The sequence below is a fragment of the Streptomyces sp. NPDC098101 genome, from assembly GCF_044760185.1.
GTDB lineage: Bacteria > Actinomycetota > Actinomycetes > Streptomycetales > Streptomycetaceae > Streptomyces.
In genome coordinates, this window is record NZ_JBIWAS010000008.1 from 284,030 (window position 1) to 296,758 (window position 12,729).

Here is a 12,729-nt window from a genome sequence, read left to right on the forward strand (position 1 = left end):
CGAACGGGTACCCCGCCTTCCGGCGCCCACACCCGGCCCCGGCCGCGGGCCTCCGGCTACCCGGCCGATTCGCCCCGGATGACGGCGAGGACCCCGTCGAGTTCGTCGGGTTTGACGAGGACGTCGCGGGCCTTGGAGCCCTCGCTGGGTCCGACGATGTTGCGGGACTCCATCAGGTCCATCAGCCGACCGGCCTTGGCGAAGCCGACGCGCAGCTTGCGCTGGAGCATGGAGGTGGAGCCGAACTGGGTGGAGACGACCAGCTCGGCGGCCTGGCACAGCAGGTCGAGGTCGTCGCCGATCTCCTCGTCGATCTCCTTCTTCTGCTTGCTGCCCACGGTGACGTCGTCCCGGAAGACGGGCGTCATCTGGTCCTTGCAGTGCTGCACGACGGTGGCGACCTCGTGCTCGGTGACGAAGGCGCCCTGCATCCGGACGGGCTTGTTGGCGCCCATCGGCAGGAACAGCCCGTCGCCCTTGCCGATCAGCTTCTCGGCGCCGGGCTGGTCGAGGATGACCCGGCTGTCGGCGAGCGAGGAGGTGGCGAAGGCGAGCCTGGAGGGCACGTTCGCCTTGATCAGACCGGTGACGACGTCCACGGACGGCCGCTGGGTGGCCAGGACCAGATGGATGCCGGCGGCACGGGCCAACTGGGTGATGCGCACGATCGCGTCCTCGACGTCCCGGGGCGCGACCATCATCAGGTCGGCGAGCTCGTCGACGATCACCAGGAGGTACGGGTAGGGGCTGAGCTCGCGCTCGCTGCCCTCCGGGAGCTTGACCTTGCCGGCCCGGATGGCCTCGTTGAAGTCGTCGATGTGCCGGAAGCCGAAGGCCGCCAGGTCGTCGTAGCGCAGGTCCATCTCGCGCACCACCCACTGCAGGGCCTCGGCGGCCTTCTTGGGGTTGGTGATGATCGGGGTGATCAGGTGCGGGATGCCCTCGTACGCGGTCAGCTCGACCCGCTTGGGGTCGACGAGGACCATCCGGACGTCCTCGGGGGTCGCCCTTATCATCACCGAGGTGATGAGGCAGTTGATGCACGAGGACTTGCCGGAGCCGGTGGCGCCGGCGACCAGGATGTGCGGCATCTTCGCCAGGTTCGCCATCACGTAGCCGCCCTCGACGTCCTTGCCGAGCGCGACCAGCATCGGATGGTCGTCCCCGGCCGCGTCCGCGAGCCGCAGCACGTCCCCCAGGTTGACCATCTCGCGGTCGCTGTTGGGGATCTCGATGCCGACCGCGGACTTGCCCGGGATCGGCGAGATGATCCGCACGTCCGGGGAGGCCACCGCGTAGGCGATGTTCTTGGCCAGGGCCGTGATCTTCTCGACCTTCACCGCGGGCCCGAGCTCGACCTCGTACCGCGTGACCGTCGGCCCCCGGGTGAAACCGGTGACCGCCGCGTCGACCTTGAACTCGGCGAAGACGTTGGACAGCGAGGCGACCACGGCGTCGTTCGCCGCACTGCGCGTCTTGCCCGGCCCGCCCCGCTCCAGCAGGTCCATCGACGGCAGCGCGTAGGTGATGTCACCGGACAGCTGGAGCTGCTCGGCCCGCGACGGCAGGTCCGTCGGCTCGGGCGCGGGCTTGGTCAGATCGGGTACGCCTCCGCCGCGCGCGTCCTCGCCCCGGGCGGACGGCACGGGCGCGGTCGGCGCCGGCTTCCCGACGGCCGCGGAGGCTCCGCCGTCTCCGGCCTCCTCGGTGCCGGAGGCGGCCAGGGCGGCGTTCCGCTCGGCGGTGACGTCCTTGGTCAGGTCGGCGACGATCGGGGACGGGGGCATCCCGTTGAGCACCGCGCCGTCCAGCGCGGCGGCCGCCGCGGCGGCGACGTCCACCGGGTCGAGGCCGGGCTCGAAGCCGCTCCGCCGGGAGGTCCGGCGCGCCGGGCGGCCGCGCCGCTCCAGCATCTCCTCCTCGGCCCGGTCCACGTCGTACGGCTCCGCCGGGCCGGTGGCACGCCGCCGGACGGGCCGCGCGGGCCCCGGCTCCGCGTCCCGCCACTGCTCGTCGTACTCCTCGCGCGCGTACTCCTCGGCCTCCGCCGGGTCGTAGGGCGGTTCCACGACGCCGAGCCGGACGCCGAGGGCGCGAAGGCGCTGCGGGATCGCGTTGACCGGGGTGGCGGTGACGACGAGCAGGCCGAAGACGGTGAGCAGCACCAGCATCGGTACGGCGAGGACCTCGCCCATCATGAAGACGAGGGGCTGGGACGCGGCCCAGCCGATGAGGCCGCCCGCGTCCTGCACGGCGCCCGCGCCGTCGCCGCGGCCCGGCGAGCCGCACGCGATGTGCACCTGGCCCAGGACGCCGAGGGCGAGGGCGGAGAGGCCGATGACGATCCGGCCGTTGGCCTCCGGCCGCTCCGGATAGAGGATCAGGCGCACGCCCATCCCGGCGAGCAGCAGCGGCACCAGGAGGTCGAGCCGTCCGAAGGCCCCGGTGACCAGCATCTCGACGAGGTCGCCGACCGGACCGCGCAGATTGGACCAGGTGCCCACGGCGACGATCAGCGCGAGGCCGAGGAGGAGCAGCGCGACCCCGTCCTTGCGGTGGACCGGGTCGAGCCCCTTGGCCCCGCGTCCTATGCCCCGGAAGACCGCCCCCACCGCGTGGGCGAGGCCGAGCCAGGCGCCGCGCACGAGCCGGTAGACGCCCCCGGTCGGGGACGGGGCGGGACGGGGCGGGGCCTTCTTCGCCGCCGGCTTCCGCGCGGGCGCGCGCTTGGCGGGCGCGGCCTTCTTGGCGGAGGCCTTCTTCGCCGGAGCGTTCCTCGCGTTCTTCGCGGGGGGCTTGGCGGGGGACTTCGCGGGGGCCGCCTTCTTCGCGGCGCCCGCCGTACGGCCGGCGCGCGGCTTTGCGGTGCCCGCCGTGCCCTGGGTCTTGCCGGACGTACGTGAAGCCATGATGCCGAGGTTACCCGTGTGGGAACCGGCTGTCCGCCTCACCCGTTCGTGTCGTCCGCGCGGAGGCGCGATGCTGACGCCGCATCACGACGAAGCGCCCCGGACCTCGACGGGCCGGGGCGCTTCGTGACGGTTCGTCAGCTCTGGCTGGGCAGGGTCGGCGCGGCGCCGGCGCCCGGCTCCAGGGCGTCCAGGGCCCGCCGCAGCCCGGTGAGCTTGCGCTCCAGGTGGGCGGCGGTGGCGACGGCGGCCGCGTCGGCCGAGTCGTCGTCGAGCTGCTTCGACAGCGCCTCCGCCTGCTCCTCGACGGCCGCGAGGCGGGCGGAGAGCTCGGCGAGCAGACCGGCGGACTCCTTGCCGTGACCGCTCTCGCCGCCGCCCTCCAACTGGAGCCGCAGCAGGGCGGCCTGCTCGCGCAGCTTGCAGTTCTTCATGTAGAGCTCGACGAAGACGGAGACCTTGGCGCGCAGCACCCACGGGTCGAAGGGCTTCGAGATGTAGTCGACCGCTCCCGCCGCGTATCCCCGGAAGGTGTGGTGGGGACCGTGGTTGATGGCGGTGAGGAAGATGATCGGGATGTCCCGGGTCCGCTCGCGCCGCTTGATGTGGGCGGCGGTCTCGAAACCGTCCATTCCCGGCATCTGGACGTCGAGCAGAATGACCGCGAAGTCGTCCGTCAACAGCGCCTTGAGCGCTTCCTCCCCGGACGATGCCCGCACCAGCGTCTGATCGAGCGCGGAGAGAATGGCCTCCAGCGCCAGCAGATTCTCCGGCCGGTCATCGACCAGGAGGATCTTGGCCTTCTGCACCATGCCCCGTCCTCCTCGTCCCGGCGACGGCTCCGCCCGGTCCCCCGAACCGGGGGAGGCACCGGGCGCCGCCCCAGAAGACGACTCCCTAGCGCCGTCCGTCCTTGTGCCGGTCATCGTAGCCGCACCCCGCCCGTCGCCACACCCTGTCACCGCGATGTCACTGTGCACGGAGGAAAAACGCGGTGGGAGACCAGAAGGTTCCCCGTATCCCGCCCTCTCACACGCCCGTGGCGACACCCCGCCGGAGATCTTTCCGGGGCGTGCCCGGGGAGGTGTCCGGGGAGGTGTCCGGGGAGGTCCCGAGGCCGCGCGGCGCTCCGCGCGGCCCCGCCCGGGTCACTCCCCCCGCATCCACTGCTCCATGACCGACAGCAGGTGGTCGGGGTCGACCGGCTTGGTCACGTAGTCCGAGGCGCCCGACTCGATCGCCTTCTCCCGGTCGCCCTTCATCGCCTTCGCCGTCAGGGCGATGATCGGAAGACCCGCGAACTGCGGCATCCGCCGGATCGCGGTCGTCGTCGCGTACCCGTCCATCTCCGGCATCATGATGTCCATCAGGACGACCGCCGCGTCGTCGTGCTGCTCCAGGACCTCGATGCCCTCCCGCCCGTTCTCCGCGTACAGCACCGCGAGCCCGTGCTGCTCCAGGACGCTGGTGAGCGCGAAGACGTTGCGGATGTCGTCGTCCACGATGAGCACCTTCTCGCCGGAGAAGCCGAAGGTGCGGCGCGGCGCCGCCTCCTGCTGCTCCTCCCGCTCGGGCGCGGGCTGCTGCCCGGGCTGCCCCGGCACCGCGCTCCGCCCCCCGGTCGCCTCCGCGGCCGCCTTCCGCCGGTGCCGGAACAGCGCCCCGGCCCCCGAGCGCGACTCCGTCCGTACCGGCGCCGGCGGGAAGTGCGGGAACGGGTGGACGGCCCCGGCCGTCCCCTCCTCGGCGCCCTGCTGCTGGTCCTCGCCGTCCTGCGCGCCCTGACCGTAGCCCGGCGCGGGCAGCTCGGTCGGGTTCAGCGGCAGGTACAGGGTGAACGTCGAGCCGCGGCCCGGCTCGCTCGCGGCGAAGATCTCGCCGCCGAGCAGCCGCGCGATCTCCCGGCTGATCGAGAGCCCCAGACCCGTACCGCCGTACTTCCGGCTGGTCGTGCCGTCGGCCTGCTTGAAGGCCTCGAAGATGACCCGCATCTTGCTCGCCGCGATCCCGATCCCGGTGTCGGTGACCGAGAACGCGATCAGCTCGGCCTCCGGGTCGCGCAGCGAACCGGCCTCCAGGAGCTGCTCGCGGATCGACTGCGGCACGTCCGTGCCGGCCGGCCGGATCACCAGCTCCACCGCGCCCGTGTCGGTGAACTTCACCGCGTTGGACAGGAGGTTGCGCAGCACCTGCAGGAGGCGCTGCTCGTCGGTGTGGAGCGTGGCCGGCAGCTCCGGCGAGACCCGCACCGAGAAGTCGAGCCCCTTCTCCGCCGTGAGCGGCCGGAAGGTCGCCTCCACGTAGTCGACGAGCTGCACGAGCGCGATCCGGGTCGGCGAGACGTCCATCTTGCCCGCCTCGACCTTGGACAGGTCGAGGATGTCGTTGATCAGCTGGAGCAGGTCCGAACCGGCCCCGTGGATGGTCTCGGCGAACTCGACCTGCTTGGGCGTCAGGTTCGTCTCGGCGTTGTCCGCGAGCAACTTGGCCAGGATCAGCAGCGAGTTGAGCGGGGTGCGCAGCTCGTGCGACATGTTCGCCAGGAACTCGGACTTGTACCGCATGGAGACCGCGAGCTGTTCGGCCCGCTCCTCCAGGACCTGCCGGGCCTCTTCGATCTCGGTGTTCTTCACCTCGATGTCGCGGTTCTGCCGGGCGAGCAGCTCGGCCTTCTCCTCCAGCTCCAGGTTGGAGCCCTGGAGCTCCTTCTGCCGGTGCTCCAGCTCGGCCGAGCGCTCCTTGAGCTGCTCGGTGAGCTCCTGCGACTGCTGGAGCAGCACTTCCGTCTTGGTGTTGACGCTGATGGTGTTGACGGTGGTGGCGATCAGCTCCGCGAGCTGGTTGAGGAAGTCGCGCTGGATCTGGGTGAACGGCTGGAAGGAGGCCAGCTCGATGACGCCGAGGACCTTGCCCTCGAAGAGGACCGGCAGCACGATCACGTGCGCGGGCGAGGCCTCCCCGAGCCCGGAGGAGATCTTCAGGTAGCCCGGCGGCACGTTGACCTGGATGGTCCGCTTCTCCTCGGCCGCCGTCCCGATGAGGGTCTCGCCGGGACGGAACGAGGTCGGCATGGAACCGGCGGAGTACCCGTAACTCCCGCGCATCCGCAGCTCGTACGAGCCGTCCCCCTCGCCGACGAGTTCGGCGTCGCCGTGGGCGGAGCCGGTCGGCATGGCCACGAAGAAGGCGCCGTGCTGGGCCGACACCACCGGCGTCAGCTCGCTCATGATGAGCGAGGCCACGTCGTCCAGGTCCCGCCGGCCCTGCATGAGGCCGGAGATGCGGGCCAGGTTGCCCTTCAGCCAGTCCTGCTCCTCGTTGGCGAGGGTGGTGTCGCGCAGGTTGGTGATCATCGTGTTGATGTTGTCCTGGAGCGCCTGGATCTCGCCCGCCGCGTCCACGCCGTCGATCTTGAGGTTGAGGTCGCCCCGGGTGACCGCCGTGGCCACGGCCGCGATGGCCCGCACCTGGCGGGTCAGGTTCCCGGCCATCTCGTTCACGGACTCGGTCAGGTCGCGCCAGGTGCCGTCGACGTCCCGCACGCGCGCCTGACCGCCGAGGATGCCCTCCGTACCCACCTCGCGCGCCACGCGCGTGACCTCCTCGGCGAAGTTCGACAGCTGGTCGACCATCGTGTTGATGGTGTTCTTCAGCTCCTGGATCTCGCCGCGCGCGTCGATGTCGATCTTCTTGGTCAGGTCGCCCTTGGCGATGGCGGTCGTGACGGCCGCGATCTGGCGCACCTGACCGGTCAGGTTGGAGGCCATCGAGTTCACCGACTCGGTCAGGTCCTTCCAGGTGCCGGAGACCCCCGGCACCCGGGCCTGGCCGCCCAGCTCGCCCTCGGTGCCCACCTCGCGCGCCACGCGCGTGACCTCGTCCGCGAACGACGACAGGGTCGTCACCATCGTGTTGACGGTCTCGGCGAGTTCGGCGACCTCGCCGCGCGCCTCGACGGTCACCTTCTTGGTCAGGTCGCCGTTGGCGACGGCCGCGGAGACCCGGGAGATGTTCCGCACCTGGCTGGTCAGGTTGTTGGCCATCAGGTTGACGTTGTCGCTGAGGTCCTTCCAGGTGCCGGTGACCCCGCGCACGCGCGCCTGGCCGCCGAGAATGCCCTCGGTACCCACCTCACGCGCCACGCGCGTGACCTCGTCCGCGAAGTTCGACAGCTGGTCCACCATCGTGTTGACGGTCGTCACCAGCTCCAGGATCTCGCCCCGGGCGTCGACCGTGATCTTCTTCGACAGGTCGCCCATGGCGACCGCGGTCGTGACCTCGGCGATGTTCCGCACCTGGATGGTGAGGTTGTTCGCCATGAAGTTCACCGACTGGGTGAGGTCCTTCCAGGTGCCCGAGACGCCCTGCACCTCGGCCTGGCCGCCCAGCATTCCCTCGGTGCCCACCTCGCGGGCGACCCGGGTCACCTGCTCGGCGAAGTTCGAGAGCTGGTCCACCATCGTGTTGAGGGTGTTCTTCAGCTCCAGGATCTCGCCGCGCGCGTCCACGTCGATCTTCTGCGACAGGTCACCGCGCGCGACCGCCGTGGCGACCTGGGCGATGTTGCGGACCTGGGTGGTGAGGTTGCCGGCCATGCCGTTCACCGAGTCGGTCAGGTCCCGCCACACACCGGCCACGCCGGGCACCTGCGCCTGACCGCCGAGCCGCCCGTCGGTGCCCACCTCGCGGGCCACCCGCGTCACCTGGTCGGCGAACGCGGAGAGCTGGTCAACCATCGTGTTGATGGTGTTCTTCAGCTCCAGGATCTCGCCGCGCGCGTCCACGTCGATCTTCTGCGACAGGTCACCGCGCGCCACGGCCGTCGTCACCTGCGCGATCTGCCGCACCTGCGAGGTCAGGTTGCCGGCCATGAAGTTCACCGAGTCGGTGAGCTCCCGCCAGCGCCCGGAGACCCCGTCCACGCGCGCCTGACCGCCGAGCCGGCCCTCGGTGCCCACGTCCCGGGCCATCCGGGTCACCTGGTCCGCGAACGACGACAGCTGCGACACCATCGTGTTGACGGTGTTCTTGAGCTCCAGCATCTCCCCGGCCACGTCGACCGTGACCTTCTGCGACAGATCGCCGTTGGCGACCGCCGTCGTCACCTGCGCGATGTCCCGCACCTGACCGGTCAGGTTGCGGAAGGCCGTGTTCACCGAATCGGTGAGGTCCTTCCACGTGCCCGCCGCGCCCGGCACCTCGGCCTGGCCGCCGAGCAGACCCTCGACGCCGACCTCCCGGGCCACCCGGGTCACCTCGGAGCCGAAGGCGGAGAGCTGGTCCACCATCGTGTTGACGGTGTTCTTCAGCTCCAGCATCTCCCCGGCCACGTCCACCGTGACCTTCTGCGACAGATCACCGTTGGCCACGGCCGTCGTCACCTGCGCGATGTCCCGCACCTGCGTGGTGATGTTCCGGAAGACCGTGTTGACGGAGTCCGTGAGGTCCTTCCACGTCCCCGCCGCGCCCGGCACCTGCGCCTGGCCGCCGAGCAGTCCCTGCGCGCCGACCTCCCCCGAGACGCGGGTCACCTCGTCGGCGAACGTCCGCAGCGTCTTGGTCATCTGGTTGATCGTGTCCGCGAGCTGCGCGATCTCGCCGCGCGCCGAGACCCGCACCTTCTGCGACAGGTCGCCGTTGGCGACGGCGGTCGTCACCTCGGCGATCCCCCTCACCTGATTGGTGAGGTTGCCCGCCATCGTGTTGACGGAGTCGGTGAGGTCCTTCCACACGCCGGCGACCCCGGCCACCTCGGCCTGACCGCCCAGCTCGCCCTCGGTGCCCACCTCGCGCGCGACCCGGGTCACCTCGGAGGAGAACGACGACAGCTGGTCCACCATCCGGTTGACGGTGTTCTTGAGCTCCAGCATCTCGCCGGCCACGTTCGCCGTGACCTTCTGCGACAGATCGCCGTTGGCGACCGCCGTCGTCACCAGGGCGATGTCCCGCACCTGGGCCGTCAGCCGGTTCGCCATGGTGTTGACCGAGTCCGTGAGGTCCTTCCACGAACCGGACACCCCGCGCACCTGCGCCTGACCGCCCAGCTTGCCGTCGGTCCCCACCTCGACGGCGACCCTGGTCACCTCGGAGGCGAACACCGACAGCTGGTCGACGAGGTTGTTGGCGGTACGCGCGACCTTCAGGAACTCGCCCCGCAGCGGCCGGACCGTCCCGTCGGAACCCTCCGACCGCAGGTCCATCCGCTGCTCCAGATCGCCCTCGGCCACCGCCGACAGCACCCGGCCCACCTCGGACACCGGCCTGGCCAGGTCGTCGACGAGCGCGTTCGCGGCCTCGATCGCCGCCGCCCACGCCCCCTCGCTGGCCCCGGCCTCCAGGCGCTCGGACAGCTTGCCCTCGCGCCCGACGACCCGCCGGACCCGCGACAGCTCCCCGGTCACGTGCAGCTGCCGGTCCGCGACCTCGTTGAACACGGCGGAGATCTCCGCCATGACCCCGTCGCCGGACACCGTGAGCCGCCTGCGGAAGTTCCCGTCCCGCATCGACACCAACGCGGAGAGCAACCGCTCCAGCGCCGCGGCGTCCACCTGGACCGTCCCCCCACGGGAACGCCCGCCCCTCGTGCGCGTACCGCTGCCTCCGCCGCGACGCGCCGCCGTGCCAGACTCCACCGTGTCCCTCCCGAAAGGGGTCGACCGTACCGCTCCGGCTCTGCCGGTAGCCTGCCCAGTGTTTCACCGTGACCGAACCAGGCGATAACAGTTCGGCAGCTTCGACGGCGTCCCTACCCCCGAGGGACGGAATCAGCGGTGACCGGCATCCGCTCGGACAGCGAAGGTAAGTAACCTGGCATCCGGCTGTCCAGCCGCCCCGGTCCGCCCGGCGGGGACGGTGTGGTGCGCGCACGACCACCGGGCAGCGGGAAGGACAAGACCGAGCATGGCAGAGCCGGGCGTCGAGACGCGTACGAGGAGTGCTGTGATCACCGCGCGGGCGACTGCCAGCTTCGAGCCCGTCGGGCGGTCCGTCGCGGCCGCACGGGCCTTCGTCCGGGACACCCTCCAGGGCTGGGGGCACCCGGAGCTGGTGGACGACGCCGTCGTCCTCACCAGCGAACTCGTCACCAACGCCGTCATCCACGCCGGCACCGCCGCCGACGTGCTCTGCCTGCGCTCCGACGACAGCATCCGCGTCGAGGTCTCCGACCGCTACCCCGAGCGCGAGATCCCGGTCCAGAGCGGCCGCACCCTCGCCTCCCCGGACCGCGAGAACGGCCGCGGCCTGCTGCTCTGCGCCGCCCTCGCCCACCGCTGGGGCGTCGACTACTCCCCCACGCGCAAGCACGTCTGGTTCCACCTCGACCTCCCGCAGCGCCCCGTCGGCACCCGCTCCGCCGGGCCGGTCCTCCCCGACGCCCTCCTCCCGGTCGCCGACAGCCGCGTCCGCGTCGCCGTCGTCCAGATCGACCGGGCCGGCGCGATCACCGCCTGGAACGAGGACGCGGGGGAACTCTTCGGGTACGGCCCCGAGCAGGTCACCGGCAAGCCCCTGGGCGACTTCGCCGCCTGGCCCCACACCCCCGGCATCGGCACCGGCCTCGCCGAGGCCCTGCGCCTCTCCCGCTGGGAGGGCAGCTACGGCATCCGCTGCGCCGACGGCCGGGTCGTCCCCGTCTACGCCGCGCACCTGCGGGTCCGCGACTCCCAGGGCGAGCCCTCCACCGTCTGCCTCCTGGTCCGCGAGCACGAGCGGGCCGTCCTCCAGACCCCGCAGCGCCCCGCGGCCGAGCCGGGCGCCGAGAGCCGCGCCACCGACCCCTTCGAGGTCTTCATCGGCTCCCCGGCCCCCGACGACCTCGACGGCCTGCTCCAGCGCACGGTCGAGCGCGCCCGTGACATGCTCGACGGCGACGCCGCCTTCCTCCTGCTCGCCACCGACGACGAGACGGAGCTGGAGGTACGGGCGACCACCGGTCTCCCGGCCGCCCGCCAGCGCTTCGCGCGCGTACCCGTCGAAACCGGCGCCAGCCGGTACGGCTCCGCCCGGATGCCCGCCGTCCACGAGGACCTGGCCGCCGTCCCCGGAGCCGTCCCGCTCCTGGAGGACACCGGGATGCGCTCGGTGGTCACCGTCCCCCTCAAGGTCGAGGGCCGCCTCACCGGCTCCCTGGGCGTGGCCGCCGAGGCCGCGAACCGCTACTCGAACGAGGAGGCCCTGCGCCTCCAGTTCGCCGCCGACCGCATCGCCCTGGCCGTGGAGTCCGCCCGGCTCGGCGAGCTGGAGCGCCTGCGCCGCGGCTCCCTCAGCTTCCTCGTCGAGGCCTCCGACCTCCTGGCCGGCACCCTCGACCGCGACCAGACCCTGGCCCTGATGGCCCAGATGACGGTCCCCACCCTCGCGACCTGGTGCGCGGTCTACACGATCGCCGACCAGTCCTCCGACCCGTACCTCTCGTACGTGCTCCACGAGGACGAGGACCGCATCGACGGCCTCAAGGAGCTGCTCTCCTCGATCACGCCGCCCGACCCGGTGCCGACGCCCGGCGCCCGGGTCTGGACCGCGCCGGGCGAAGCCGCCCACCGGGCCGCGCTCACCGCCTCGGTGCACGCCCTGGATCACCCGTCGAGCCCGCTCTCGCCGGGCATCGACACCACGCTGGCCACGGCGAGCACGGTCGCCGGCGAGACGGTCGTCCTGCCCCTGGTGGCCCGGAACCGGGTCATCGGCATGTTGACGCTCGGCAGGCCCTCCGAGGACCACTTCCGCCAGGAGATCCTGGAGCTCGCCGAGGACCTGTCCCGCCGGGCCGCCCTGGCCCTGGACAACGCCCGCCTCTACTCGGAGCGCGTGGCGATCAGCCAGTCCCTCCAGCGCAGCCTCCTGCCGCCCGGCCTCCCCGACATCCCGGGGGTCGAGGTCGACGTCATCTACCGCGCGGCCGGCGAGGGCAACGAGGTCGGCGGCGACTTCTACGACCTCTTCCCGATCAGCGACGGCGCGTACGGATTCGCCATCGGCGACGTCTGCGGTACGGGCCCGGAGGCGGCCGCCGTCACCGGCCTGGCCCGCCACGCCCTGCGCCTGCTCGCCCGCGAGGGCCTCGGCGGCCCGGCCGTCCTGGAGCGCCTGAACGCGGCGATCCTCGACGAGGGCGCCCGCAGCCGCTTCCTCACCCTCCTCTACGGCGAGATGCGCCCGCAGGAGGACGGCTCCGCGATCCTCAAGGTCGTCTGCGCCGGCCACCCGCTGCCCCTGCGCCTCAGCCCCGACGGCACGGTCCGCCCCGCGGCCGAGCCCCAGCCGCTCCTGGGCGTCATGGACGACCTGGAGCTGTACGAGGAGACGGTCACGCTCGACCCGGGCGACGTCCTCCTGTGCGTCACGGACGGCGTGACGGAGCGCCGCGAGGGCTCCCGCATGTTGGGCGACGACGGCCTCGCCGACGTCCTCAAGACGTGTACGGGCCTGACGGCCGGCGCGGTCGCCGCCCGCGTCCTGCGCGCGGTCGAACGCTTCGCCCAGGCCCCGGCCTCCGACGACATGGCCATCCTGGCGATGCGCCTGCGCGAGCCGGACGACCGCTGACGGCAAGGCGCCTTCCCTCCTGGGGAGGCGCCTTACGCATGTCCTTCTTCCTTCCGGGGAACGCAAAAAGGCCCCCGCCTGAGGCGGGGGCCTTTTTCTTTGGAGCCCTTTAACGGAATCGAACCGTTGACCTTCTCCTTACCATGGAGACGCTCTACCGACTGAGCTAAAAGGGCAGGTGTTCGGCGGTGTCCTACTCTCCCACAGGGTCCCCCCTGCAGTACCATCGGCGCTGAAAGGCTTAGCTTCCGGGTTCGGAATGTAACCGGGCGTT

General features: G+C 71.6%; 4 protein-coding genes, 1 tRNA gene and 1 rRNA gene. 1 reads left to right on the top strand and 5 read right to left on the bottom strand.

Translation table 11 applies throughout. From position 1 onward, the window contains the following. Positions 1-56 precede the first annotated feature (56 nt). From ACIQVI_RS30285 to ACIQVI_RS30295, 3 genes are all read right to left on the bottom strand, one after another. Positions 57-2,909, bottom strand: a complete 2,853-nt coding sequence (locus tag ACIQVI_RS30285) for a DNA translocase FtsK (RefSeq protein ID WP_403601633.1) — start codon at positions 2,907-2,909, stop codon at positions 57-59. A 137-nt stretch (positions 2,910-3,046) separates the two neighbouring features. Further along, entirely contained in the window at positions 3,047-3,721 is a 675-nt protein-coding gene (locus ACIQVI_RS30290) for a two-component system response regulator (RefSeq protein ID WP_053646858.1), read from the bottom strand. A 336-nt stretch (positions 3,722-4,057) separates the two neighbouring features. Then, positions 4,058-9,541: a HAMP domain-containing protein gene (locus tag ACIQVI_RS30295; RefSeq protein WP_351972330.1), complete on the bottom strand. Its 5,484-nt coding sequence runs from the start codon at positions 9,539-9,541 to the stop codon at positions 4,058-4,060. Positions 9,542-9,809: 268 nt separating this feature from the next. On the opposite strand from ACIQVI_RS30295, the gene ACIQVI_RS30300 reads away from it, so the two are divergent. Further along, on the top strand, positions 9,810-12,455 hold the full coding sequence (locus ACIQVI_RS30300) for a SpoIIE family protein phosphatase (RefSeq protein WP_351972329.1): 2,646 nt from the start codon (positions 9,810-9,812) through the stop codon (positions 12,453-12,455). A 100-nt stretch (positions 12,456-12,555) separates the two neighbouring features. On the opposite strand, the gene ACIQVI_RS30305 is transcribed toward ACIQVI_RS30300, so the two are convergent. Beyond that, positions 12,556-12,631, bottom strand: a tRNA-Thr gene (locus ACIQVI_RS30305). Positions 12,632-12,635: 4 nt separating this feature from the next. Continuing rightward, a 5S ribosomal RNA gene (gene rrf / locus ACIQVI_RS30310) occupies positions 12,636-12,729 on the bottom strand; the annotation flags it as partial.

Excerpts from the sequence above, each read along its gene's own strand:
- ACIQVI_RS30285 (WP_403601633.1), bottom strand. The coding sequence starts at position 2,909 with ATGGCTTCACGTACGTCCGGCAAGACCCAGGGCACGGCGGGCACCGCA.
- ACIQVI_RS30290 (WP_053646858.1), bottom strand. The coding sequence starts at position 3,721 with ATGGTGCAGAAGGCCAAGATCCTCCTGGTCGATGACCGGCCGGAGAAT.
- ACIQVI_RS30300 (WP_351972329.1), top strand. The coding sequence starts at position 9,810 with ATGGCAGAGCCGGGCGTCGAGACGCGTACGAGGAGTGCTGTGATCACC.